The sequence below is a fragment of the Actinocrinis sp. genome, assembly GCF_035946395.1.
GTDB lineage: Bacteria > Actinomycetota > Actinomycetes > Streptomycetales > Catenulisporaceae > Actinocrinis.
Genome location: NZ_DASYZI010000200.1, coordinates 1 through 25,576 on the forward strand (window position 1 = coordinate 1; position 25,576 = coordinate 25,576).

At 70.5% G+C, this 25,576-nt stretch carries 18 protein-coding genes; 5 read left to right on the forward strand and 13 right to left on the reverse strand.

Annotated elements, in window-relative coordinates; translation table 11 throughout:
- Both VGS97_RS12500 and VGS97_RS12505 read left to right on the forward strand, forming a co-directional pair.
- Positions 1 to 2,645, forward strand: a 2,645-nt coding sequence (locus VGS97_RS12500; RefSeq protein ID WP_326853566.1) for a DEAD/DEAH box helicase family protein, incomplete at its 5' end; no start/stop codon positions are given.
- Positions 2,646 to 2,832: 187 nt separating this feature from the next.
- Positions 2,833 to 4,284, forward strand: coding sequence for a condensation domain-containing protein (locus tag VGS97_RS12505; protein ID WP_326853567.1), 1,452 nt, complete (start codon positions 2,833 to 2,835; stop codon positions 4,282 to 4,284).
- Positions 4,285 to 4,330: 46 nt separating this feature from the next.
- Here VGS97_RS12505 and VGS97_RS12510 read toward each other — a convergent pair whose 3' ends face one another.
- The 10 genes from VGS97_RS12510 to VGS97_RS12555 form a co-directional block, all read right to left on the reverse strand.
- Positions 4,331 to 4,885 carry a GNAT family N-acetyltransferase gene (locus VGS97_RS12510; protein WP_326853568.1) on the reverse strand — a complete coding sequence of 185 codons (555 nt, stop codon included), beginning with the start codon at positions 4,883 to 4,885 and terminating at the stop codon, positions 4,331 to 4,333.
- 45 nt (positions 4,886 to 4,930) lie between these two features.
- Positions 4,931 to 6,541: a DUF885 domain-containing protein gene (locus VGS97_RS12515; protein ID WP_326853569.1), complete on the reverse strand. Its 1,611-nt coding sequence runs from the start codon at positions 6,539 to 6,541 to the stop codon at positions 4,931 to 4,933.
- Positions 6,538 to 7,809 (reverse strand): MFS transporter, encoded by a 1,272-nt coding sequence (locus tag VGS97_RS12520; protein WP_326853570.1) that lies wholly within the window; start codon positions 7,807 to 7,809, stop codon positions 6,538 to 6,540. Before VGS97_RS12520 ends, VGS97_RS12515 begins: the two co-directional genes overlap by 4 nt.
- Positions 7,810 to 7,830: 21 nt before the next feature.
- Entirely contained in the window at positions 7,831 to 9,303 is a 1,473-nt protein-coding gene (locus tag VGS97_RS12525) for an FAD-binding oxidoreductase (RefSeq protein WP_326853571.1), read from the reverse strand.
- Positions 9,304 to 9,320: 17 nt separating this feature from the next.
- A complete protein-coding gene (locus tag VGS97_RS12530; RefSeq protein ID WP_326853572.1) occupies positions 9,321 to 10,271 on the reverse strand; it encodes a TIGR03621 family F420-dependent LLM class oxidoreductase in 951 nt (316 codons plus the stop codon).
- Positions 10,268 to 11,074: a JmjC domain-containing protein gene (locus tag VGS97_RS12535; protein WP_326853573.1), complete on the reverse strand. Its 807-nt coding sequence runs from the start codon at positions 11,072 to 11,074 to the stop codon at positions 10,268 to 10,270. Before VGS97_RS12535 ends, VGS97_RS12530 begins: the two co-directional genes overlap by 4 nt.
- Positions 11,075 to 11,108: 34 nt before the next feature.
- The gene (locus tag VGS97_RS12540; RefSeq protein ID WP_326853574.1) at positions 11,109 to 14,666 is read right to left on the reverse strand and encodes a radical SAM protein; all 3,558 of its coding nucleotides are present in this window, start codon (positions 14,664 to 14,666) and stop codon (positions 11,109 to 11,111) included.
- A 208-nt stretch (positions 14,667 to 14,874) separates the two neighbouring features.
- Complete coding sequence (locus VGS97_RS12545; RefSeq protein WP_326853575.1) at positions 14,875 to 15,045, reverse strand: hypothetical protein; 171 nt, start codon at positions 15,043 to 15,045, stop codon at positions 14,875 to 14,877.
- Between the two features lie 4 nt (positions 15,046 to 15,049).
- Positions 15,050 to 15,316, reverse strand: coding sequence for a PqqD family protein (locus VGS97_RS12550; RefSeq protein WP_326853576.1), 267 nt, complete (start codon positions 15,314 to 15,316; stop codon positions 15,050 to 15,052).
- Positions 15,279 to 16,340, reverse strand: coding sequence for a radical SAM protein (locus VGS97_RS12555; RefSeq protein ID WP_326853577.1), 1,062 nt, complete (start codon positions 16,338 to 16,340; stop codon positions 15,279 to 15,281). The genes VGS97_RS12550 and VGS97_RS12555 overlap by 38 nt, the downstream gene beginning before the upstream one ends.
- Positions 16,341 to 16,588: 248 nt before the next feature.
- On the opposite strand from VGS97_RS12555, the gene VGS97_RS12560 reads away from it, so the two are divergent.
- Entirely contained in the window at positions 16,589 to 19,186 is a 2,598-nt protein-coding gene (locus VGS97_RS12560) for an ATP-binding protein (protein ID WP_326853578.1), read from the forward strand.
- A gap of 59 nt (positions 19,187 to 19,245) precedes the next feature.
- On the opposite strand, the gene VGS97_RS12565 is transcribed toward VGS97_RS12560, so the two are convergent.
- From VGS97_RS12565 to VGS97_RS12575, 3 genes are read right to left on the reverse strand one after another with little or no spacing between them, the layout of a single operon-like run.
- Entirely contained in the window at positions 19,246 to 20,013 is a 768-nt protein-coding gene (locus tag VGS97_RS12565; protein ID WP_326853579.1) for a hypothetical protein, read from the reverse strand.
- Positions 20,010 to 20,555 carry an ester cyclase gene (locus VGS97_RS12570; RefSeq protein WP_326853580.1) on the reverse strand — a complete coding sequence of 182 codons (546 nt, stop codon included), beginning with the start codon at positions 20,553 to 20,555 and terminating at the stop codon, positions 20,010 to 20,012. The genes VGS97_RS12565 and VGS97_RS12570 overlap by 4 nt, the downstream gene beginning before the upstream one ends.
- Complete coding sequence (locus tag VGS97_RS12575) at positions 20,552 to 22,330, reverse strand: peroxidase family protein (RefSeq protein WP_326853581.1); 1,779 nt, start codon at positions 22,328 to 22,330, stop codon at positions 20,552 to 20,554. Before VGS97_RS12575 ends, VGS97_RS12570 begins: the two co-directional genes overlap by 4 nt.
- 647 nt (positions 22,331 to 22,977) lie before the next feature.
- Here VGS97_RS12575 and VGS97_RS12580 point away from each other — a divergent pair.
- Positions 22,978 to 23,934 (forward strand): patatin-like phospholipase family protein, encoded by a 957-nt coding sequence (locus VGS97_RS12580; RefSeq protein ID WP_326853582.1) that lies wholly within the window; start codon positions 22,978 to 22,980, stop codon positions 23,932 to 23,934.
- 339 nt (positions 23,935 to 24,273) lie between these two features.
- The coding region (locus tag VGS97_RS12585) for a glycoside hydrolase family 125 protein (protein WP_326853583.1) at positions 24,274 to 25,576 on the forward strand (1,303 nt) is incomplete at its 3' end.

Below are 25,576 nucleotides of genomic sequence, written 5' to 3' on the forward strand. Positions count from 1 at the left end.
TGCCGCCCGGCGCGGGCAAGACGCTGGTCGGACTGGAAGCGGCGCGGCGGCGCGGGGGACGGGTCGTGGTGTTCGTGCCCACGACCGCGATCCAGGGACAGTGGGTACGCGCCTGGCAGCAGTTCACGCCGCAACGGGTCACCGCGGGGACCGACCGAGACCTGCGGCACGGCGTCACCGTGCTGACGTACCAGTCTCTCGCGGTGTTCGACGCCGACGCGTCCGAGGCGCCGGACGGGGCCGAGGTGTCCAAGGCGTCCAAGGCGTCTGGGGCGTCTGACACGAATGGTGGTGGCGCCGGCCGTCCGCTGCTCGGCTTCCTGCACGCCAACGGCAGGGCTCTGATCCAAGCGCTGCGGTCCGCCGGACCGATGACGGTGGTCCTCGACGAATGCCACCACCTGCTGGAGACCTGGGGGCAGGTCGTCGCGGAACTGCTCGACGAGCTGCCCGCCGCCGACGTCATCGGGCTGACGGCGACCCCGCCGGACTCGCTGACCTCCGTGCAGGCCGCACTCGTCGAGCGGTTGTTCGGCGCGCCCGTGCGCGGCGCCGGGCTGCCCGCCGTGGTCCGCGCCGGATACCTCGCGCCGTTCGCGGAGCTCGCATTCCTCACCGTGCCCACGCCGGTCGAGGCCGAGTACATCCGCGCCGAAGCAGAACGCTTCGCCGAGTTCCGCGTCGACCTGCTCGACCCCGGATTCGCCGCGTCACCCTTCCTGAACTGGTGCGACGCCCGGTTCGTGACCCGTGCGGACACGGCCGGGGCGATCGGCGCGGCGGCCGGTACCGTCGCCGTCTCCTGGAGCCAGCTCGAACGCGAAGCCCGCTCGCTCGCCCGCGCAGCCCTGCGCCTGCACCACGACGGGCTGCTCGGCTTGCCGGCCGGCGCACGCCTTCGGGAGGAACACCGCACGTCCCCGACCGCTGAGGACTGGGTCGCGCTGCTCGACGACTACGTCACCGGCTGCCTCGGCCGATCAGCGGATCCGGGCGACCAAGCGGCTGTCGCCGCGATCCGCGCCGCGCTCCCGTCCATCGGCTACCGGCTCACCCGCCGCGGCATACGTGCGACGCAGTCCCCGGTCGACCGGGTCCTCGCCCGCAGCGACGCCAAGACCGACGCCGCCGTCGAGATCGTCGCCGCCGAGGCCGCCGAGTTGGGCGAACGTCTGCGTGCGCTGATCCTCTGCGACTTCGAATCCGCCTCCGCGACGCTTCCGGCCCGCCTGGTCGACGTGCTCGACGCACAGGCCGGCGGCGCGTGGCTGACGCTCGGGAAACTCGCCGCGGATCCGCGCACCGCCGCCCTGGACCCGCTGATGGTGACCGGGCGCACGGTCGCCGCCGGGGCCGAGACGGCGGCCGCGTTCGCCGCCTGGGTCTCGCGGCGCACGTCAGGACTCGAACTCGAACTCGCGGCGGACGGCCCGGTGGCCCGGATGACCGGAGCGTGGAGCTCGCGCGACTGGGTGCCGCTGGTGACCGAGTACTTCCAGTCAGGGCTCTGTCGCGTCCTGGTCGGCACCCGCGCGCTGCTCGGCGAGGGCTGGGACGCGCACACGGTCAACGCGGTCGTCGATCTCACCAGCGCGACGACCGCGGGCGCGGTGGTGCAGCTGCGCGGGCGCGGGCTGCGGCTCGATCCGGGGTGGCCGGACAAGACCTCGAACAACTGGACCGTGGTCTGCGCCACCGACGCGCATCCCAAGGGCGCGGCGGACTGGAACCGGTTCGTGCGAAAGCACGAGGGCTACCTCGCCGCGACCGACGCCGGCGACATCGTCTCAGGGGTCGGTCACGTCGACCCGTCGTTCTCCGCGTACACGCCGCCCGCTGCGGACGGCTTCGCCGCCGTCAACGCAACGATGCTGATACGCGCGGGAGAGCGAGACCGGACCAGGGAACGCTGGTCGATCGGCCGTCCCTACACCGACGAACTCGTCCACACCATCCGGATCCGCGCAGCCCGCCGCGCTACTCCTGCTGCGGACCGGGTTGCGGGCCGGGCTGTGGGCCGGCCAGCCGGCCGACCGCTCCCGTTGCCCGCTCGCTCGGGGCTGGACGTCACGAATCTACGGCGGCTGACACTCTGGTTCGCGATCAACCGGGCGGTGCGGCTGCTCGCCGACGGCGCCGGACCACCACCGGTGAGTACGTTCGCTTACACCGTCGCCGACGCCATGCGCGACTGCGGCCTGTCCGCGGTCGGCGCGGACGGTGTGCGTTCCGCCGTCGAGCCGGACGGCACCTACCGGATCGAGCTGGCCGGGGTCTCGACCGAGACCTCGCTCAAGTTCACCCGCGCCCTCGACGAGCTCGTCTCGCCGATCGACGAACCGCGCTGGTTCATCCCCCGCTACGAGGTGGCCTTGCCGCCGGACGAGCCGCGCGCCCGCCGCGCCGCCGCCCGCGCTTGGCTTCGGGGCCGCTCTCCGGCGAACGTGGTGGTGTACCACCCGGTCCCCGCCCTGTTCGCCCGCCCGGCCCGGCGGCTGGACATCTTCGCAGGGCACTGGCGCCGCTGGATCTCCCCGGGCACGCCGATCGCGACTGCGACCGCGCAGGGCGAAGGCGTCCTGGTCACCCACCGCGGCCTCAGCCCGCTCGACGCGACGACGGCGCTGCGCGTCGCCTGGCACTGACCAAGCGGCCTCCGCGATATCAGAGGTCAGATGCGCAGGCGACACGACGCCGACGAGACGCGGCCCTGCGGCCCAACTTGGTGATCGTCGGCACCGATAGTTGAAAGTTTCACTGACGACGCTGTGGAATGCGCTGCGCGGATGCCGCACGACGCAGTCGAACACTCCCCGTCGATACTGTGCTCGGGTGGACGCCGAGAGCTCTGAGAAGCCCGTGCCGCGTGCAGCGATCCCCGCGTCCTTGGCGGGCGCCGTCCCCCCTCCCGCGCTCGTCCCGGCGGAACGCGTGCTGGTCCCGTTCGCCGGGGAGGGCGCCGGGCGCGGCGAGCTGAGTTGGGGGCAGCGGGCGATCTGGTCGGCGATGATGCGCCAGGGCTGGATCTCCATCGCCGGCGTCATGCCACTGCCTCCCGGCAGGACGGTGCAGGACGTGGCCGACGATGTCAGCGTGATGATGGGCCGCTATCCGTCGATGCGCACCCGGCTGCGGTTCGACGACACGGGGCGCCCGAGCCAGGAGCTCTTCGGGTCCGGGCAGATCCCCATCGAGGTCTTCGACGCCGATGACGTCGCCCGCGGCGGGGACGAGGCGGCGGCGGGCGAGTCGAAGCCCGAAGAGGTGGCCGAGTGGGTCGAGGCGCGCTACCGGTCCACGCCGCGCGACTTCGCCGACGAGTGGCCGCAGCGCATCGCCCTCGTCCGGTGGCGCGGACAGCTGACGCACATGGTGGTCGTCACGTGCCACATGGTCACCGACGGGGTCGGCGTGGAGGTGCTGATCCGCCAGATGGCCGAGGGGCCCGGCACGCCGGTCACCGGCATGCAGCAGCTGGAACAGGTCGCGTGGCAGAACTCTGCCGCCGGGCGGCGGCAGAGCGAGGCCTCGCTGCGCTACTGGGAGCGGATGCTGCGTTCGATCCCGCAGCGGCCGCTGCGCAAGTCGGCGGACCCGCGCGAACCGCGGTACTGGGCCTGTCAGTTGCGTTCGCCGGCGATGCACGCAGCCGTCCCGCTGATCGCCGAACGTACGAACACGGACACCTCGTCTGTGCTGCTGGCCCTGTACGCGGTCGCTCTGGGCAAGGTGACCGCCGCCGACCCGGTGGTGCTCTGGCCGTTGGTGAACAACCGCTTCCGCCCGGGGCTCGGCGACGTGGTGTGCAACGTCGTGCAGAGCGGCATCTGCGTCCTCGAAGTCGAGGGCATCGCCTTCGACGAGGTGGTCCGCCGCACCTGGCGCGCCGCGTTGAACGCTTATAAGAACGCGTACTACGACGCCGAGAAGCACACCGCGATGGTGACGCGGCTGGCGCCGGACGCGAGTCCTGACCTGGGAGTGGCCCCCTTCTTCAACGACCGCCGCCCGCAGGTCGGCCGAGCCGAGCAGAGCGCGCAGAGCGTCCAGCTCACCGGGCGGCAGCTGCGCGAGGCGCAGCGCGGCAGCACCTTCAGCTGGACCTGGAAGAAGGACAACCCGTTCGAGCGGATGTTCCTGAGCGTCGAGGACGATCCCGAAGCCGTCGAGCTGAGAATGTCCGCGGACACGCACTACTTCTCGCCCGCGGACATCGAGGAACTGCTGCGGCACATGGAGACGGTCGCGATCGTGGAGGCCGTCGCGATCACGGAGGCGGCGTGACAAGCGTTCGCGGACGTGTCGCGCACGTTGTCCGGTGATATGGCAGTCAGTCGACGCGTCCCAGTTCCAGCCGCGCCGGGATGACTGAACGTTCTGCGGGACCGAGGTTCCGGTTCATCGCGTCAGGCGTGCGGGGCGGGTCGAAGGCGAATCCGAGCCTTTCGAGGAACGCGCGGCCGGGCTCCCAGCCCTCGGTCAGCGAGGCGGTCACGCCGCTGAACCCGCGTGCGGCCAGGTCACTGAGCAGCGCGTTCGCAGTCAGGAGCCCCAAGCCGGTGTGCTGCCACGCGGGATGGATCAGGAACAGGCCGACGGCGCAGTCCTCGGCCGCCGGATGGTGCAGCACGGCATCCACCACGCCGACGATGCGGTTGCTGGCCGTGATGACGAGCAGAACCTTGTCATCGAACTGCGCGCCTTCGGGCAGCGTGTAGTACAGGCTCTGCACGTCTCCCGGTGCCGCCGGCTGGCCGGTGGCCGCGATGAACCACTCCTCGGCCGCGTCAAAGAGGGCGAGCACCTCGGCCTCGTCCTCGGGCATCAGGTCGCGGATACGTACGTGTACGTTAACGTCGCTGGCGAGATGGAGATCCACTGACACCCGCACAGCATATTCGGGACGGGGGCGGGTTTTCGGCGAGCCTTGTCAGGGCCGCCCGAACAGTTCCGATTCGAGGACTTCCAGCGGCAGCGCGCCGAGTTCGAGGACGCGGGAGTGGAAGCCGCGCACGGCCGCATCGCCGCCGGTTTCGCGCACGAAGCGGTCACGCCACCGCCGGATCCTGTCGGCACCCAGCGCGTACGCCAACGCCTGTCCGGGCAGCGCGGCATACCGGTCGGCCTCGATGTCCGCAGTGCCCTGATCGAGCCCTGCCATCCGCAGTTCGCGCACCGCCCGGTCGCGATCCCAGCCGAACGCGTGGATGCCGGTGTCCACCACGAGCCGCACCGCTCGCCACGCCTGCGCGTCGATCATTCCGGCGCGCTCCCACGGCTCGTGGTAGAGGCCCATCTCGTCGGCCAGCCGCTCGGCGTAGAGACCCCAGCCCTCGCTCGCGGCGCTGCCGGCGAACACGCCGCCGAACCGGCGGACGGAGGGCAGATCCGGATTGCGCCGGTGACGCTCCCGCTCGGCGACGTGCTGGAGGTGGTGGCCGGGCAGCGTCTCGTGGAAGGCGACGGCTGCGAGCCGGGCGACGACATGTGGATTGCCGGTGTTGACATGGAAGGTGCCGGGGCGCGCTCCATCGTCTGTGGGCGGATGGTAATAGCCGGGAGAGGTGTCGGCTGCGGAACGGTAGCCGTCGATCGGGCGCACCTCGCATGGCGGCGCATCGACGTCGAACCACAGAGGGACAGCCTCCTGAGCCCTCTGTACGTATTGGCGGGCGAGTTGTTCGATCTCGTTGCCGGCGCGGATCGGCGGAACGGGCGCCGAGCCGAGGGCGCCGCGCTGCGCCCGGAGCGCGGCCAGCAGTTCGCGGCCCTCGGCGTGCACCTGTTCCGGGTCCAGATCGAGCGAGGTCCACGCTCGGGCCGCGGCGCGATACATCTGGTCGCCGCCCGGCAGCCAGCACAGTCCGAAGCCGGTGGCGGCGGATCGCCGGTAGTCGATCAGCGCGTCCCGATACCGCTGGTAGGCGGGGAGCACCTGATCGGCCAGGAGCGCGGCTACGTCGTCGCGCAGTGTGCGTAGTTCGAGATCTTTCGCTGCGATGCCGGTCACGAGCGGCGAGTCGTGCGCGCCGACTGCCAGGATGCGTTCCACCTGCTTGATGCTGCGCTCGACGACCGGAATGGTGGCGGTGATTTCCGACGCGGCGCCCTCCGTGAGCAGGTCGCACGCGCAGCGCAGGTAATCGGGGATCGCGCGCAGCCGGGCGGTCAGCGTTGCCGCGTCGGCGGCGGACTCGACTCGGTGGATCTCCGTGATTTCCGCGAGCACGTGCCCCGGGCCCCACTGGTGCGAGGCCGCTTCGAGCAGGTCGAGGCGGTGCTGGACCCGGTCCGCCTGGCGCCGGGCGATGAAGCGGGCGAGTGCTGCGCCGAGGCGCAGTTCCGTCGGCATGTCGTCAGTCCTCACCGATTCCACGGCGGCCGTGAGTGCGTCGCCGGCGGCTTGGCGGCGGTGTCGGCCGTTAGGCGAGAGGTCCGGCAGCAGGTGGTCGAAGCGCTTGTCGCCGATCTCGGTGGCGACCAGGGGTTCCACTTCAAGGACCGAATCCCAGAACGTGTCGAGCGCCTGACGTATCGTCATCCCGTCTCCTCGGCTTCGCGGACCACTGCGATGGCGTGCCGCGGCCCGGCGCGGACGAGAAGCCCGCCGAACAGCAGCGCGTTGATCGTGAGCGCGCAGCCTGCGGCGAGGCCGAGCGGCCTCGGCGCCATGACCTGCGTCAGCACCCCTCCGAGCAGCATCGACACGCCGAGCACGCTGTTGGACAGCGCGTCGAGCGTGCCGAACAGCCTGCCGTGGACGGTGGCCGGGGCCGCTTGGACGGCCAGCGTGACCGCGCACGCGTTGCCGACGCCGGCCCCGACCGTGCCGATCATCATGAACAGCGCACCGGCCGCCAGGTCGGGAGCCTGGCTGACGAAGACGTGGCACGCCCCGTCGACCACGAAGCCGAGCGCGGCCGCCACGGCGGTGCGCTCGCCGACTCGACGGGCGACGCCCCCGCCGACCAGGAACCCGACGCCCTGAGCGCCGTACAGGACCGCGATGCCGGTGCGGCCGTCACCGAAAACAGTGAATCCGTAGACTGGTATAAGAATATTAATTATTCCACCACCCAGTGGCCACAACGCGAACATGGCGGCCACGATGCGCAACTGCGGCGAGCGCCGGATTACCGGCCGAAGGCGCGCGGCGGGCTCGGCGTCGTCCACAGAGCGCGCCGTTGCCGGGTACCGGATCGTGGCGATGATGAGAGCCGAGATCAGGAACGTCGCCGAATTGGCGATGAACGCCGCGCGGGCTCCGAGAGCCGCCAGCACCACACCGCCCAACACGGTGCCGACCACCATCACCAGCCCGAGCACGGCTTGATCGAGCGCGTTGGCGCGCAGCAGGTTCCCGGGCCGCACCAGCGCCGGGATGCTCGCGCGCTGGGCGGGCAGCGACAGAGCGGTGAACGCTTCGAGGGCGAACGTGCCCGCGTATACGATCCATATTCCGCCATGTCCGCTGACCAGCAGGTAGGCCAGGGCGGACAGGGTGCGCGCGAGGTCCGCGGCGACGAGGATCGCCTTGCGGGAAATCCGGTCGGCCAGCGCTCCGGCCAGCGGCGAGACCGTCAGGTACGTCAGGATCCGCACCGTCAGCGTGATGCCGACGGCCAGGCCGGAGCCGGTCAGCGAGAGGACCAGGCCGAGCACCGCGACCGTGCTGAACCAGTCCCCGATTCCGCTGACCGCGACCGCCGCGAGCAGCCGGGTGAAGCGCGGCTCGGCACGCAGCAGCCAGTGCCCGGACCGCGCGGCGTTGTAGTCGGGATCGGCGGCCTTAGACGTGGGCACAGACACGGACGCAGGCACAGGCACGGATCATGCCGCGTTGGACGGGCGCACATTGTGGTTGTGCCGGAAGAGGTTCGCCGGGTCGTAGTGGTCCTTGAGCGCGACCAGCCGCCGATAGCGTTCGTCGCCGTAAATGCGCCGGACCGCGTCGGTGTCGGCGTCAGTGGTCATATTCACGTACGAACCCGGCAGCGTCCAGGATTCGAGCGCTGAGACGAGCTCCCGGGTCCAGCCCACGTTCTGCTCCGTCGCCTCCGGGTCCTCCCAGCCTGAGGCGACGTTCGCTACGTAGGCCGCGTGCCGCCCCCAGAACGCCGAGGACTGTTCGTCCGCGCGGGCCACCGCGCCGCCCATCTGGTGCAGGTCGACCTGGGTGAACGGCGACGGCGCCTGCTCGAACCGCTCGACCAGCGCTTCGAGCGCCGCCGCGGGCAGCCCGCCGAGGTAGGCGGCCTTGAAGTAGTACTGCCGCCCCCACGGGAAGCCGAAGTCACCCGATCGCTGGACTTCGACGTACCGATCGGGGCCGAACAGGTCCAGCGCGGGCTTGCCGATCGCGCGCAGCGGCGCCACGAACCGCTCGCCCTCCTCGACGGACCCGGCGTAACAGCCCGCCACGGCGAGGGCCTTGCGCCCCCGGATCGGCGGTGGCGCCCACTCCTCATCGGGAATCGAGACCAGGGAGGCCAGCGAGGAGAAGTCGTCCGGCGCGTCCTGCGCGAAGTCCCGGTACGCGGGCAGCACGTCGAGCGCCTGGTCGAGCGGATGGACCAGGACACCGGCCATCACCTGCGGACCGACGCGATGCAGCGTGTACTCGAACGAGGTGACGACGCCGAAGTTCGCCCCGGCTCCGCGCAGCCCCCACAGCAGTTCGGCGTTGTGCCCGGCGTCGGCGCGCACCAGGGTGCCGTCCGCGGTGACGACCTCGGCGCCGATCAGGTTGTCGCAGGTCAGGCCGCACTTGCGCATCAGTAGGCCGATTCCGCCGCCGAGGGTCAGCCCGGCGATCCCGGTGTGCGAGACCGTGCCGCCCGTCGTGGCGAGGCCGAAAGCCTGCGTCTCGTGATCGAACTGGCCCCACGTCACGCCCGGCTGCGCCCGCGCGGTCGCTCCGGCGACGTCCACGTGCAGGCCGCGCAGGTCGGACAGGTCGAGCACGACGCCGCCATCGATGGCGCTGAATCCGGGCAGGCTGTGCCCGCCGCCGCGTACGGCCACCGGCAGCCCGCTCTCGCGCACCAGCCACAGCGCCGAGATCACGTCGGCCGTGCCCGCGCACCGCAGGATCAGCGCAGGCCGCCGGTCGATCATGCCGTTCCACACGCGGCGGGCGGAGTCGTAACCGTCGTCGCCGGGGAGCAGGATCCGCCCACGGAATCTGCCGTCGAGCTCTGCTATGAGCGTGTCGTCGACCCGTGCGCGCGGGGCGAGGTCGGCGGCGGGTTGCGCAGCGGGGGGTTCGGCGGTTGGCGGTTCCGCGTCGGCCGGATGCTCCATGACTCCTCCTCGTGGTGTCAGCGTTCGGCGAGGCGGTCGACGACCGGTGCGAACGCCTCCATGTCGTCCTGGAACACGCAGATGTAGCTGATGCCCCAGCGTTCCCGCCGCTCCCGCAGCTGATCGCAGACGTCGTCGACCGAGCCGAGCAGCACGTGCGGCGACTCCAGCAGCGCGGCGGCGGGCTGGCCGTACACCCCGGCCAACCGCTCGGCGGCGGCCGGCCGGTCGGGGTCCGGGTCGACGGCGAACACGATCGCGTTGAGCTCCAGCCGCGGCCAACGCGACCCGGCCGACTCGCGGATCCAGGCGATCTTCCGGTCCGTGGCGGCCGCCGTGATGTCGCCGAGGTCGATGCCGGTGCCGTCCACCAGCGCCTTGGCGCCCAAGCCGACGATGTCGGCCTCCCGCGCGGCGAAACCGAGCACTCGCCGCCCGCCGCCCGCGATCAGAATCCTCGGCCCCGGAGACTGCGCCGGGCGTGGTAACCCGGACAGCTCAACCACCCGGTGGTGCGCGCCGGTGAAGGTGAACGGTTCGCCGGCGAAGCAGGCGCGCACGACGGCCAGTGCCTCGGCGAGTTGCTCCAGGCGCACCGGGAGCGGGTCGAAGTCGAGCCCGAGCTTGCGGTACTCGGCCGACTCCCAGCCCGCGCCGAGCCCGAGCTCGAACCGGCCGTCACAGAGCACGTCGATGGACGCGGCCTCACCGGCCAGCAGCGCGGGATGTCTGAGGCCTGCCGCGAACACGTAACTGCCGAGCCTGATCGTGCTGGTCAGCGCCGCGGCCGACGCCAGCGCGGCGAACGGCGCCAGCTGCCCGTCGAGGTGATCGGACACCAGCAGCGCGGAGTATCCGAGGTCCTCGGCCCGGCGCACCGTGTCGGCCCACTCCTTCGCCCGGGAGGCGCTGCGGACGATGGCGCCGAATCGGAACGGCCGGGCCGGCCGGGTCACCGGCTCGGTCACCGGGCCGGCTCCAGGTCCGGTGCCAGGCGCTTCCAGCGGGATTCCCACCAGTCCCGCTTCACCCGCTCCTTGAGCGCGTCGTCCCGGAAGGCGTCGAAGAGGCGGTCGAACAAGCCGTCGGCCAGCGCGCGGTCGTCGGCGGACGGCGCGAAAGCCGGCAGCGGGTTCCACCACCGCGGGTCCTCGGCCAGCGCCCAGAAGAGGAACGGCAGCAGGCCGAGCCCGTTCTCCGGGTTGGCCACCAGCGAGACGCTGAGCGACGGTCCGGACGAGACGCCCCAGTGCAGCCAGAACATCGGGACGTAGAGCAGGTCGCCGGGTTCGAGCACGTATTCGGTGTACTGCTCGGGCAGCGGCGGCGGCGGGGTCGGCTGGTTCAGCAGCATCTGGCGCCTGGTCTCCGGCGACAGTCCGTCGGGAGGGGCGAGCTTCCACACCTTCGTGCCGGACTGCTGGAGGATGAAGTTGTCGCTGGCGTCCGAGTGGCAGCCGATGCTGTCCTGGTGGTCGGCCAGCACGCCGTCGAACCAGACCATCGGCCAGCCCATCTCACGCGCGACCCCCTGGGCGAACGCGAGCAGCCGCGGGCTGCCCAGGTCCACGTTCTGCGCCCGGATGAACCGGTCCGAGGTGTGCCGCACGAGGTGCGGATGCGTGCGGGAGAGCGCGGCGGTGGCCGCGCGGTACTCCGGCTCGTCCACCACGAGGCCGAGCGCGCGGGCGCCGCCCTTCACGAACAGCGGCCTGGCGCGCCAGTAGTCGCGGGTGAACTCCTCCCGGCCGATTTCGCCCAAGGGGAACAACGGGATCTCCAGTCAGTCGGGTCAGCCGGTGCGCTCACCGCGCCGACGCGGGTTCGGGTTCGAGTGCCGCCGCCTGGGCGAGCAGCCAGTCCACGAGCCGGTGACCGGCCGGCCGCAGCTGCGTTCCGGCCGTCTCGCGCAGCGCCCGGCCCAGGTGGAGCGCGCGGAAGCGGGACCGGCGGTACGACTCGGCCGCCGCGGCGTCGCTCAGCGGCCCGTACCGCGGGGTGAGCTCGGCGAGCCGTGCCGCGGCGGCACGGAAGAAGACCGCGAGATGCACGTAGGTGTGGAACGCGGCGAGCGCCCGGTCGACGGGCCATTCGTTCGGGTTCCAGGGCAGCGGCTTGTTCCAGACGGCGGTGACGGTCGGGGCCGTGGCCGCATCGTACCCCTGCCGTAGGAGCGGTGCGGTGAATCGTAGGTCGTTGAGTTTCTGGTGGGCGCCTTCGTGCAGCAGGATCTCCGCCATCCGCCAAGGCGAGTCGAAGGCCGCCGGCGAGACGAAGACCACGCCGAGGACGGAGTCGAACGAGGCGCTCTCGAATACCCCTGATACGTCCGCACCATGCCCCGGTACCGGCTCGACCATGGCGACCAGCCGGACGTGCGCGAGGATGCTGGGGCCGAGGTCGGGCAGCGTCTCCACGAGCAGCCGGGCGCCGCAGGCCGCGACCTCCTGCTGTCCGTGGGACGCGGAAGCGAGGGCGACGGGCGTGCCGAGGCCGTTGACGGAGACCTCATGTTCCAGCATGGCGCCGAGTACGGCGTTGCCAGGACCCTGTGTCGCTGGCCAGATCGGCGGCACACCGCCGCCGGTCGCGGCGCTGCCGACGACGGTGTCACCGTCGGCCAGCGCGCGGGCGGTCGCGTCGAAGAACGCGGCTCGCTGCGACGGATCCGGCCGGCCCCCGTTGACCACGGTGCCGAGACCTTCGTTCAGCACGCTCCGGACGAGCGGATCGATGAGGGCTGCGTCGCGGTCCCGCGGCGCGGCCCGCTCCAGGGCGTCGACGAGCCGGGCAGCGGCCGGGGACTCCATGGCCAGCACGTCCAGGCCGAGCCGTGCGTAGGACAGCGCGCCGTCCAGAATCCACTGCGGGTCGGCGTAGTCGTCGTGCCGGGCGAGAGCCCGCTCCACGGTGTCCATACGCTGTGTTTGTTGTGGCTCGGCAGCGGCCTCGGCGTAGATCAGGCCGAGCCCGATCATGCGCAGCGCGACCGCGCGCAACTGCTCAAGCGCATCGGACAGGCCGAGCGACGCGGCGGTCTCGCGGTCCAGGACCAGTGCGTCCTCGCACAGCACCCAGACCAGACAGCCCTCGTCACCGACGACGAGGGTGTGTCCTGTGACAGTGCTCTGGAGGCGCCCGTGGCGCAGGTCGTGGTCGAAGTCTGCGACCGCGCCGAACTCTTGACGTAGCTGCGTCACGCGCCACCACGACTCGTCCGGCTCGGCGGGTGTCGCGGTGAAGCCCGGACCCGCGCCGTCGCCGTGCGGGGACGCGGGCACTGCGAAACCGAACCGGATCAGGGCATTGAAGACTCCTGCCGCGTCGGGCACTTCCACCGCGCCGGCCGACGACGCGGCTGCGGCTGCCGCTTGCCACGCGCTCTGCGTACATCCGGCCTCGTCGCGTAGCACGTCCAGCGCCGTGCCGAGGGAGACCGGCAGGGCGAGCACCATGTCCGTGTGGGCGTGGTACAACACGAGTGCCGGTCTCTCGTCGCCGGCGGCGTGCCGCCAGAGTTCGGCCGCGCGCACCGTGATGTCGGCGGCGAGCCTCCAGCGCACGGGCCGCACGTGCCACGTGCCGGACGGCAGTCGCCGGCCCTCCGGCACTGCGGTCGCGTAGCACGTCCGCAGGAAGATCTCCTCCTCGACCTCCTTCGTGTGCCACTGGTGGAACCACGTCGCGTCAGGTGCCGGCTCGGGGGCGTCCGCGGCCACGTCGGCGACCAGTCCCGCGGCAGCGTCCTGATCGAGTCCCTCCGCGGCGGCTTCGTTCAGCGTGTAGTTCACCGTCATCGCCAGGTCCTCGTCGGGATCCGGCCGCAGGGTCACACCGTAGGACTCGGGACGCAGCCCGACCGGCGCGTGCACATCGAGGATGAAAGGGCCGATGCCAGAGCGCGTGTACGGCAGGCCGTACTCGGCCGCGGACCGCTCGACCCAGCCGTCGACGAACCGGATCGTCTCCAGCGCCTCGTCGCGCCGCTCGCCGGGGAACCCGACGATCGAGAACAGCAGCAGCGGGATGCCCGCGCCCAGACAGGCCTCGATGTTGGCCGCGGCCGGGGCGCCGGAGCCGCCCTTGCGCATGAGCTCCAGCACGCGCGGGACCGCCGACTCCAGGCCGAAGGCGATCCGCCGGCAGCCGGAGGCGTGCAACTGCCGGGCCAGCGCCTGGTCGACGCCCCCGGCGAGCCTGGTCTCGCAGAACCAGTACAGCCCGCTGTCCCGCTCGATCAGCGCCGCGCTGAGCGCTTTGAGGCTGTGGATGCTCATCAGCTCGTCGACGAAGAAGAAGTGCGGCGAGCCGTGCCGCGCGGCCAGATATTCGAGGTCTGCCACGATGCGATCGGCCGACCGGACCCGGAAGTCGTTGCTGGCGAACGGGATGGCGCAGAACGCGCAGTCCCACGGGCAGCCGCGTGACGCGTACGCCGGCAGCACGGGCCCCGGCGCGAGGTAGCGGTCGAGCGGGAAGTCGTCGAAGTCCGCGGTGGGCAGCTCGTCGAGGCGCACGGCGCGCGCAGGCCGGATCGAGACCGAGTCCCCGGCGCGGGCCAGCAGGCCGTCGACCTTCGGCTCGCGGCCCTCGGCGAGCGCCGCGCACAGTGCGGGCACCGATTCCTCGGCCTCGTACGCCACGATGTGGTCGGCGAGCCGCATCAGCGGGTGCGGCTCGCGCCACCTCGCGACGATCCGGGTCAGATAGTTGCCGCACAGGACGATCCGCACGTCCGGGCGGCGCTCCCGGATCAGCTGCGCGGCGGTCATCGCGCCGATCAGCTGCCGGTCCGCCGACACGACGATCACCGCGATGCCGAGGGCGGCGTCATCGATCCAGGCCGGCAGGATCCGGTCGAATGCCCAGCGGTAGACGTTGCCGTCGCCGTCGTGCACCGCCGCGAGCACCGACCGGCTCGACCGATGCGAATACGCCATCTCGTTCCCGGCGAGGTCGAACCGGAGGCCGGGGAACGCCGCCGACACGCAGTGCTGCGCGTTGCGCAGCCCGGTACGCGCGGCCAGGTACCGCTCGTGGTCGGCACGCAGGCAGTCCAGCGATCGCAAGTCCCGCTTCGCCGCCTCGATGCCGCGGACGGCACTCGGATACACCGCGAGCGCGCGCTCGGCGGCCGGCCGCTGTGCGCCGGTCGCCGCCGCCGCGCGGCTCGCGAGCTTGTCCTCCAGCGACGTCAGACCGGCCGGGGAGAGCAGCCAGTCCACGCTCTGCGCGCTCAGATCCACCGCGCGCACCGCCCAGCCCTGCCGGCGCAGCGCCGCGGTGAGCAGCGGCACCGCCAGGTAGGGCGCGTACGGGTTCATCAGCGGCGGGTCGATCACGAGGATCGAAGGACGTGTCATGCGGTTACCTCGCCCAATCAATGACACCGGCGACCTGGGGCTGGAGCAGACGGGGGATCTAGGCCGTCGCCGGGCGGAGCGGCCGGTGGCCGCGGTGGACGCCCGGCGGGGTTTCGCTCGGTGTCGCTGCGCTGCGGTGCCGGGTCAAACGCGGCGCGGCCCCGACTCAGCGGGCCGCACCGGCACCGTGCGTCTCAGCGCCGTCCCGTCACGCGCCGCCGTTCTCGGCCGGCCGCTTGGGCATCCGCGCCAGCAGCGCGTACTTGGCGACGCTGCGGATCTCGGGCTCGATCGCCTGGGCGAACGGCGCCTCGCCCTGGCCCTTGGCCTGGATGCGCTTGGTCAGCTCCTCGATCGTCTCCTCGCGGGACATCGACATGTGATCACCTCCTTCCGGGACCGGCGGCTGCCGGGTGCTGTGGGGCGGCCTGGATCAGACCCATCTGCTCCAGCGTCATGACCGCGGCTTCGAACTCCTCCTGCGCCTTGTCCCGCGGTACGACCGGCCCGACGATGCCGGCGTACTGCTCCAGGATCAGCTCACGGCGACGACCGTCACAGAGTTCGAGGATGAGCCACGAGGTGTCGTTGAGCACGTATATGCCGGGCCGGTCAGGGGTGAAGACCAGCAGGCCCGCCATCTGGTCCATGGGTCTGACCCGCAGGTTGGGGTGCTTCGTCAAGCAGGCGTCGGGGTAGGACACGCAGATCGACTCCCTTGTTCTGTTCGGAGCAGAATGGGTCAGGGGCGTCCCACCTGCCGGTGAAGGCGTAAGCGCTGGAACGGCAGCCGCCTCCGGTGCCCTCGGCGTCGTCGCACTGGGTGCAGGAGCCCTCGATCTCCGACTCGCGCAGCTGCACGTACAGCGGGTGCTTCCAGGTCTCAAGGAACGGGACCTGCCGGATGTTGCCGTAGTCGACGTACTCGCGCAGGTACGGGCAGCCGATCGAGCGCCCGTAAGCGTCGACGCCGGAGTTCTCCCAGCAGCAGTTGCCGTCCCGCGGATGCCAGGACTGCATGACGTACACGTCCTGCGGGGGCTTCATCCCGTGCAGTGCCGCCGTCATCTCGTCGAGCGAGAGCGCGAGTTCCGGCCACTTCCGCTTGGCCCGCCCGATCGGGTACAGCCGCAACACGCCCACCCGCCCGACCCCGAGCTCGTGCGCCAGCTCCAGGTACTCCTGCAACTCGCCGACGTTGGGGCGCATCAGGATGATGCACATCACCGTGGGGATTCCCTCGGCCACGAGGTGGCGGATCCCCTGCACGGTCCTGGCGTGGCTGCCGGGCACGCCGACCAGCTCGTCGTGCGTCTTCTCGTTCGCGGCCCACAGATCGACGCACACGGCCCCGACGCCGAGCTCGCGCAGCTGCCTGGCCACGTCGGCGGTGATGAGCGTGCCGTTGGTGCGCATCCAGGTCAGCAGCCGGCGCGAGCAGTGCTCCAGGATGGTCATGAAGTCCGGGCGCGCCAGCAGCTCGCCGCCCTCGAAGTAGATCTGGAAGAAGTCCTCCTCGACCAGGTGGTCGATGAACTCCAGCCACTCGGCGGTCGACAGCTCCTCGTCGCGGCGCGCGTCGGAGCAGTCGCCGTAGCAGAGTACGCAGTCCAGATTGCAGGTGTTGGTGACCTGCGCCCAGAGCTTCACCGGTTTGTCGAACGGTGCCGGCACGTGCGGCCCTCCCTCGGTCTGCGTGATGCGCCCCGGAGCGGGAGCAGCCTGCGACGACCTCGCATGACGGCGGCTCCTGCTCCCGTCCCTTCCATAAATGCTCTGACGTGTTGTTAGATAAGCACCGCGCCCGGAGGCGCACCACGAACGGAAATCCGCAAGAACCTCGGAGATCTTGCAGGTCGGGCACGAACGGATCGGGCAGGCAGGTACGTACGGGGAGAGGGAATGCACGGGGAGCGGAAACGGTGGAGGCGTCAGCGCCGTTCGGCGCGTTGCTGCGCGAGTACAGGCTCGGCTCCGGGCTCACCCAGGAGGAGCTGGCCGCCCGCGCGTCGCTGAGCGTACGGGCCATCAACTATCTGGAGACCGGATCAGTGCGCCGGCCGCAGCAGCGCACCGTCGACGCGCTGGCCGAGGCCCTGCGGCTGACCGGAGATCAGGCCGGCCGACTGCACGCGGCGGCACGGCCGTCCACCGGCGGGGCGCCGGTCCCGGTTCCCGCCGCGCCGTGTGAGCTTCCGCCGCAGTCGGTCCCTTTTGTCGGCCGCGGCGGTGAGTTGGCGGCGGCGTTGCGCGCCGTCGGACGCGGCGCGGGCGGCGTCATCGCGGTGTGCGGCATGCCGGGCGTCGGCAAGACCTCCTTCGCGGTCAGGCTCGCCCACCGCCTCGCCGTACGTTACCCCGACGGCCAGCTCTTCATGGACCTTCGCGGGCTCGACGACCGTCCGATGCCGCTCGGCCACGCCCTGACCCGGCTGCTGGGCTCGCTGGGCGTACCGGCACCAGAGAGCGCCGACGTGGAAGAACAGACGGCGCGGTACCGGTCGGCGGTCGTCGGGCGGCGCATGATCGTCGTGCTCGACAACGCGCGCGACGAAGGGCAGGTGCGGCCGCTGCTGCCAGGCGGCGAAGGCAGCCTGATCATCGTCACGAGCCGCCGGCTGCTCGCCGGCCTGGATTGCCGCCTCCAGCTCACTCTCGACGTGCTCGACATCGAGCAGACCGTGCAACTGCTGAGGCGGTTCGCCGGACCGGCCGAACACGGGCCGGCTCGGCGCACTGCCACGCAGCGCAGTGGCGGCGCGCTCGAAGTCGATCAACGCGGTGTCGATCAACACGGTGTCGATCAACGCAGTGATGGTCAGCACGGTGATAATCGACACGACCCCGCCGCGGGCCGGCTGCGTGAACTCGCGCGCCTGTCCGGCGGCCTGCCGCTGGCAGTGCGAGCGCTGGGGGCACGGCTCGCCACGCGCCCGCAGTGGCCGCACTCCGTGCTGGTTCGTCAGCTCGCTGACGAACAGCGCCGGCTGGACCGGCTGGCGGTGGGCGATCTGGAAGTGCGCGCCGCGTTCGAGCTGTCGCTGCGTGCCCTGCCTGCCGGGGCCAAGCAGCTGTTCCTCGGCTCGGGGGTGGCGCCCGGCGCCGAGATCGCGGCCGCCGCGGCGGCGGCGCTGCTCGACGCCCCGGCCGCCGAGGCTTGCCGGCTGCTCGACGCCCTCGCGGACTTCCACCTCGTCGAGCCCACCGCGGACCCGGACCGGTACCGGCGCCACGATCTGATCCGGCTCTACGCGGCCGAACTGGTCCGCGCCGATCCGCAGCACGATGTGCTGGTCGAGCGGCTGGCGCGTTGGTACCTGGCCGCCGCGACCGCGGCGACCCGGGTCGCCGTACCCGGCCCGACCATGCTGCCGGCGCCGCACGGGCTGCCCGCGCCGCACGTCGCGTTCGAGACCACCGCGCAGGCTGCGCGCTGGCTCGACGAGGAGCTGCCGAATCTCGTCCACATCGCGCAGGCCGCAGCCCGCGCCGAGTGCCACGCGCTGAGCTGGCAACTGGCCGACGCGTTGCGGTGGTTCTGCTACCAGCGCCGCGCCCTGCCGTACTGGCTGGCGCTCGCTCAGTCCGGGCTGGCCTGTGCGCGGCGTGCCGGGGATCGGCGCGCGCAGGCCGCGATGCTCAACAGCCTCGGCCTGGTCCGCGACTGCCAGGGCGCCGATCACGCGGCGGCGGCCCGGTACTCGGCCGCCGTCCGGATCAGCGCGCAGGACGGCTGGCTCGTCGGGCAGGCCGCCGCGGTCGGCAACCTGGGCCGGATCCACTTCCGACACGGCGAGCTCGACGCGGCCCGCGCCTGCTACTCGAAGTCCCTCGACCTCAACCGCGCGGCCGGCAACCGGCACGGCGAGGCGATCCGGCTGGGCAATCTGGCCGGGATCCTGCGCGCCCGGGGCGAGCTCGTCGCGGCGCAGGAGCACTACACGGCCGCGCTTGCCGCCTACCGGGCCAGTGGCGACCGTCGCGGCGAGGCGCTGACGCTGGTCAACCTGGGCAACGTCCGCCATGCGCAGCAGCGTTTCGCCGAGGCCGCCGAATGCAACGAGCAGGCCCTGCGCATCGCCACCGAAACCGCGTCGGGAGTGAACGAGGCGCTGGCCTACCGGGGGCTCGCGGCCGCGCACCGGCATCTCGGCCCGCCCGGCCGCGCGCTCGAACTGAGCCGCCGGGCGATCGAGCTGGCCTGCGCCCTCGGCGACGGCATGATCGAGGTCGATTCGCTGACGGTCGCGGCGGGCATCGAACGGGACCGGGGCGACTTCGCCGCGGCGGCGCTGCACGACCTGGCCGCGCTGCGCCGCGCGTGGCGCACGGGATACCGGCACGGCCAGGTCGACGCGATCGCCGGTCTCGCGGTGACCCGTCGCCGCCAAGGACACGCTTCGGCCGGTGCCCTGGCGCGGCGCGCGGCCTGGATCGCGCGCGAGAGCCGCTATCAGGTCACGGAGAGCGATGTCGCGCAGGCCCTGGCGGGGGTACTGTCCGCTCCCGGTCGGTCGTGACGGATGTGACCGGGAGCGGCGGCGCCGGCTCGGCCGCCGGAACCCGGTCGCCGGTGATCTCAGTAGTGCGCGGCGGTGACCTGCGGGGGATTGCCGGTGTCCTTCAGCAGCGAGTCGGTGTACTTGCGGATGGTGACCCATTCGAACAGGGCGAGCACGAAGTTGACGCCGAACACGACGCCGACCTCCCAGCCCCGCGGCACGTGCGCGTGCACGTTGGCGCCCGGGACGGTGGCGAACAGGATCTGCTTGTAGAAGACCGCGAAGAACGCGCCGATGTAGATCGCCACGATCGTCACCCAGTTGACGTACTGCGCCCACGGCCGTGCGGCCCGCTTCTCGGGAGTGTTGTAAAGCTTCTGAAGCAGGCGGCGAGGGCCGACGTCGAGGTAGCGGTAGGCCACCAGCCACCACAGCAGCAGGTAGTAGCGGAACCAGGACACCGGCATCGCGGCGAAGACGATGTGGATGCCGTACTCGAAGAAGTTGCGGAACATCACCCAGCGGCCGATGAAGTTGCCGAAGCTCTGCGGGTTCCGGTTGAGATACGCGGCGATCGGCAGCGACGAGATCACCAGCAACACGCGCCCGCCCCAGTAGTAGAGCGTGCTCTTGTGCGCGACGGCGAGCGGGCCGATGACGAAGAGGTCGCTGGTCACCACGATGATGTGCACGGTGAACAGCCGGATCGCGACCGGGTTGCCGAACAGCGGGTTCAGCAGCTCGCCGGGCTTTCGGAAGCCCTGGTAGATCTGCCGGGCGCCGACGAAGACGCCGCCGGCGAGCAGCATCGAGTAGAGGATCGTGACGAAGTATTTAAGTATCATGACGCTGGCTTCGCCCCGTTCCGCCGCCCGCGGTGCGTGAGGCTGAAGATGAGGGCCTTGATGATGACGACCGGGTGGTTGATCGCGGCGGTCAGCTTGCCGCGCAGCGAGTTGTAGTCGTCCGCGATGCCCAACTGCCGCAGCGGGGTGCTCAGGTCGAAGTAGAGCTTCTCGTTGGTCATCGACTCGCCGTCGAACTCGAAGATGAGGCACATCTCGAAGTCGACCTTCTTCCCGCTGGCCGGCAGACCGCGCCACGGCCCCAGGTGCGTGCCGACGAAGTGCCCTTCGACGACCACGGCATTCGTCGTCGGCGACACCCGGGTGGGTTCGAAGACGAAGTCGGGGAACGCCGTGTGGTTCTGCGACAGGAAGTAGTGCACGCGGTCCGTGCCGTCGTACAGCTCGCCGTCGGCGACCAGCTGGTACTTCGGCTTTCCGAACTTCCCGATGCACCCGGGGAAGTCGTAGGCGTTCTCCAGCCGCATATGCTCGTTGACGGTGGCGACGCGCAGGTCGTCCAGAGACTGCGTGTCAGTCATTTGGCAGTCGTCCTCTCCCAGATCCCGAACGCGTTCGGCAGGTTCGCCACGGTCGGCGCCAGGTCCGGGCAGTGCCGCACCAGCACCGTGTTCATCGTGTTGTCCGAGATCCACGCCATGCCCTCGGGCGTGTAGATCTCGTCGGTGAAGGAGTCGGTGAAGAAGCGGTCGCTGTTGAGCCGCCGGGAGGCCATCAGCACGAAGATGCGGAACGCCGTGTCGCTGAACGCGAAGCCCTCGGGGAAGTCCTCGGCCATGACGCCGGGGATCAGGTCGAGGTCCTCGATCTTGCCGTCGTACACGTCGTGCATCTCCTGCGCCCAGACCTTGTTGCTGGTCACGTCCTCGAAGCTGCGTGGCACCGGGAGGTGCAGCAGTTCGCGGAACTCGCAGTACCGCGGCACGCCGAGTTCACGGCAGCGCAGGATGTCCAGGGCCGCCATGTCCACGTACGCGCCGGTGTCGGGGCGCTTGAACGTTTGCAGGCCCTTGGGGAAGTTATGCAGCGTGACCAGCCCGGGATTCATCGTGCCGAACGTGTAGATGATGTCGGTCAGCCGCTGTTCGCGCAGGATCGGGACGGCCTGCGGCCCGGTCAGGTCGCTGAAGGTGAGCGGGCCGAGCGTCGGCGCGTCGCCGTGCACCGACCGGAAGTCGAAGTCGTCCGGCACGAGCGGGTGCATGCGGTAGACGGCGACGAACTCCTCCGTCAGGGCGTACGGCACGCCGTAGTCCTCGGTGTCGGTGCCCGGGATGCCGCGCAGCGCCTCGTTCTTGGAGATCGTCGCGGCGAACTTGTGCAGCTTCTTGCCGGCCAGGCCCCACCAGTTCGTGTGCAGCGCCTCGACGGCCGTGGGGTGGGCGGTGACCGCGGGCGTCCACTCGACGGTGTGGATCTTGGCGATCAGCGCGCAGGTGATCAGCCTGGCCTTCTGGAACAGCGTCTCGTCGTCGAACTCCGGGTGCGCCTCGGCGAGCATGCCGGCGACGCTGTTGTGCTCCTGCGACCAGAGGGTCTGCATCATGCCGAGGCCCAGCCAGAAGCCCGGCACCAGGGTCGGGTCCTGCGCCGGGTCGGGCGGGATCGGCGGCAGCCCGTCGACCAGGCGCAGCCGCCCGCCCGCGCCCTCGCGCAGGAACCGCTGCGATGGGAGGTCGTTGCCGTAGATCGACGACCCGTCCCACCAGTGCGTGTTCGTGTTGAGATACGTCGGCGGCAGCGCCGAGCCGGCCGGGGTCGTCGGGTCCGGCGGGGTGCGCATGACCGTCACGGGGGGCGCCGGCCAGTCGTCGCCTTCGACCGGGGGCAGGACCCAGGGGTCGGTCTTGGGGCTGGTGCCGTGCTTGAACCAGTCGTGGATCATGAACTGGAGCCAGGCCGCGATCAGCGCGTTGCCCGCGGTGGCCGCGTCGAGCTTGTCGCGGGTCATCAGCTTCAGGCTGACCTCGCGCGGGTTCGGCACCAGCATCCGGTCCTTGTCGGGCCGGGTGCGGTCGAGCGGGACGTTGCGGCCGAAGCGGGTGTTGGCCATCCCCATCTCGGGGTGTTTCAGGTCGTTCCAGCTGCCGTCCGGCGTGCGCGCGGTCAGGTACGACTCGTCGTACGGCAGCGGCTGCGTGGGATTGACCGCCGGGAGGCGCGAGGTGTCGAAAAGGTTCTTCTGCCGGAGCGTGTCACGGATGCCGATGAGTTCAGCGAGGCCGAGCGCCTCGGGCAACTTGTACCAGGGATGCTTCACAGCCGCCCGGCCGGTGATCCGGTCATAGAGCCGCAAGAACCAATTCGGCCGGTATGGCGTGTCGGACGTGCTTTCGGTCCCGGGCGGTTTCGCGCTCGACGACACAGTTGATTCCCCCTAAAACCTGTTCGGGCGATTCGGCGCAATGCCGGAATTGCCGGACGCCGGCCCAACCCGCTCGCCCGAGTTTCGCCTGTCGATGTACGGCTGCTGGCCCACCCGGAGTAGAAAGCCGTCGCCGGGCCTGATCAGCGGCTTCCACGTCCCGCTACAGTAATGCTGAGCACGGTGGCAGAATAAACGAACCCTGTCAACGTCCGCCGAGTAGATCTACCCGAAAGGGAAGCCGGCCGGCTAAATAATCACCCTTATGGGTGAAGCAGAGCCCCATCCGCCGATGCTAAGTTGTTCGGGGATTGGTTTCTGCCGAACGGCACGAAATGATCACGCGGGTGCTCGTCGGTATCGGCCGTCAATGCGATGACAAAACTCCGGGGAATCATCATTCCCTTCGAACTCGGCCATGACCGCGCAGGTTCGGCCGACACGCGGCGGCGGGCGGGCCTACAGTCGCCACTGAGCCGCCACTGAGCTGCCACAGGGCCGCCACAGAGCCCCGGCCAGGTTCGAAGAGTTGATGGCACGGGCAGTCGCTTCATCGAAGATCCGCGAGGGGGATCGTCATGGGGAACGAACGCAAGCCGGTGGATCTCGTCCTGGAAGGCGGCGGAGTCAAGGGCATCGCGCTGCTCGGGGCCGTGCTCCACCTGTACGACGAGGGCTATCGGTTCCCGCGGATAGCCGGCACCAGCGCCGGTGCGATCGTCGCGGCCCTGGTGGCGTCCTACCAGAAGGACAACCGCGACCTCCACGAACTGGGGGAGGTCATGTACGACGTGCCCTACTCGCAGTTCGCGAAGGAGTCCCCGCTGCAACGGGCCACCGGGAAGCTCGGCGACTACGTCGAGTTCATGCTGCGCGAAGGGATGCACAAGTCCGACATCCTCGTCGAATGGCTCGGACCGATCCTGGCGGCCAGGGGGGTGCGGACGTTCGCCGACCTGAGCATCGACGACCCGCAGACCTCGCTCCAGCCGTATCAGCGCTATGCCATCGTGGTGCACACCAGCGACGTGTCGCGCAAGGTGCTGGTACGCCTTCCGTGGGACTACGACCAGTACGGGTTCGCCGCCGCCGAGCAGCAGGTCGTGGAGGCGGTGCGCGCGTCGATGTCCATCCCCTTCTTCTTTCGCCCGGTGCAGCTGGCCACCAACCGCGGCCAGGTGACCTGGGTCGACGGCGGGATGCTGTCCAACTTCCCGATCACCGCGTTCGACCGTACGGACGGCCGGCCGCCGCGCTGGCCCACCTGGGGGATCAAACTGTCCAGCGCCCCGTCCGACGACCTTCCCGACACGCCGGTGACCACCGCGCTGGAGATCGCGGTGCACTGCCTGGAGACGCTGACCTCGGAATGGAACCGGTACGGCCTGGCCGCCGAGGGCGTCAATCAGCGCACCATCTATGTCGACACCTCCGGCTACTCGTCGAGGGATTTCAACCTCGACAGAGCGGCGCAGTCGACGCTCCTCGGCAGAGGCCAAGCGGCCGCGCAAGCGTTTCTCACCCAGAATCCCTGACGGCGCGCAGCGCAGATAAGGCCGGGTCCGGCGCAGTACGCGTGCGCGCGACAGCGACGTGCCGTCGTGCAGCACGCGTACGATGCTGCGTTCCACCGCGTCCAGTTGGGTAGTTCGCAGGTCGAGTTCGTCTTCATCCATTGCGCCCCTTGATAGTGCTGCCAAGCTGATTGTGTGTCAGCTCAGGCGGTGCGGTGGCGGATTGTTCACTCGCGCAGGTGAAATTCGGCTACGGCGATTGACGCATCCGCCGGGACGTTATGGAGACGCGACCTGCGCCCGTGCTCGGGTGCCGATCGAGCCCTGCCTCCGTAACATCGTGAGTGAGGGAGTGGTTCGGTGATCGACGCGGTTGGCGGCTTCGCAGCGGTCGAGGGGCGGATCCGGGACGTGCTCGGCGACGAGCGCGCGGCGCGGATCGTGGCCCGGTTCTTCGCCGAGACCGCCGGCCGTGCCGCCGAGTGGCTCGACGACGGCACGGTGTTCCTGGTCACCGGCGATATTCCGGCGATGTGGTTGCGAGACTCCGCCGCCCAGGTCATGCCGTTCCTGCGGCTGGACGACGCGGCGTGGGCCGAGCAGTTCGTCGTCGGGGTGCTGCGCAGACAGCTGGAATTCATCGTCCTGGATCCGTACGCGAACGCATTCAACTCCCGGCCGAGCGGCGCGGGCCACCAGGACGTCACCGATCGCGATCCCTGGGTCTGGGAGCGCAAATACGAGGTCGACTCGCTGTGTTTCCCGCTGTTGCTCGCCTATCGGACGTGGCGCCGTTACGGCCACGCGAATATCTTCGACGCGCTGTTCTGGCGCGCGGTCGGCCGGATCCTGGACACCTGGGAGACCGAGCAGGATCACGAGGCGCGTTCGGCTTATCGGTTCCAGCGTTATCGGGGCCCGTTCCCGGGTGACCTGGCACGGGGCGGACGCGGGCGTGCGGTCGGCGTGACCGGGATGACGTGGAGCGGATTCCGGCCGAGCGACGATGCCTGCCGCTACGGCTACAACGTGCCGGGCAACATGTTCGCCTCCGTCGTGCTCGGTTTCCTGGCCGAAATCGCGGCGGTGGCGCAGCCGCATACCGGGGCGGCCGAAAGCGCGCTCGAACGAGCGCGGCGATTGCGCGCCGTGATCGATGCCGGCATCCGCGACCACGCCGTGCTCGACGACCCGGCGACCGGACCGCGCTGGGCTTATGAAGTCGACGGCCGCGGCGGCGTCCTGGAAATGGACGACGCGAACATCCCCAGCCTGCTCGCGCTGCCGCTGATCGGATACTGCCGCCCGGACGATCCGGTGTACCTGGCAACCCGCGCGTTCGTGCTCAGCGGGCGCAATCGATACTTCTATCGGGGCTCAGCCGCGTCCGGGGTCGGCAGCCCGCACACTCCACGGCGCCACATCTGGCCCATCGCGCTCGCGGCTGCCGCCCTGACCAGCACGGATCCGGCGGAAGGGCGTGCGGCGATCGAGATCCTGCTGGCCACGGACGGGGGCACGACCCGTATCCACGAGTCCTTCCACGCAGATCGTCCCGAGCGCTGGACCCGTGAGTGGTTCTCCTGGGCCGAGGCGATGTTCGCCGAACTCGTGCTCGACACCTGCGGATACGTCTACCCGGAAAACGACAGCAGCTTGGAAG

Excerpts from the sequence above, each read along its gene's own strand:
- VGS97_RS12515 (WP_326853569.1), bottom strand. The coding sequence starts at position 6,541 with ATGACGATACGTCAGGCGCTCGACACGTTCTGGGATTCGGTCCTTGAA.
- VGS97_RS12525 (WP_326853571.1), bottom strand. The coding sequence starts at position 9,303 with ATGGAGCATCCGGCCGACGCGGAACCGCCAACCGCCGAACCCCCCGCT.
- VGS97_RS12540 (WP_326853574.1), bottom strand. The coding sequence starts at position 14,666 with ATGACACGTCCTTCGATCCTCGTGATCGACCCGCCGCTGATGAACCCG.
- VGS97_RS12545 (WP_326853575.1), bottom strand. The coding sequence starts at position 15,045 with ATGTCGATGTCCCGCGAGGAGACGATCGAGGAGCTGACCAAGCGCATC.
- VGS97_RS12550 (WP_326853576.1), bottom strand. The coding sequence starts at position 15,316 with ATGGACCAGATGGCGGGCCTGCTGGTCTTCACCCCTGACCGGCCCGGC.
- VGS97_RS12565 (WP_326853579.1), bottom strand. The coding sequence starts at position 20,013 with ATGATACTTAAATACTTCGTCACGATCCTCTACTCGATGCTGCTCGCC.
- VGS97_RS12570 (WP_326853580.1), bottom strand. The coding sequence starts at position 20,555 with ATGACTGACACGCAGTCTCTGGACGACCTGCGCGTCGCCACCGTCAAC.
- VGS97_RS12580 (WP_326853582.1), top strand. The coding sequence starts at position 22,978 with ATGGGGAACGAACGCAAGCCGGTGGATCTCGTCCTGGAAGGCGGCGGA.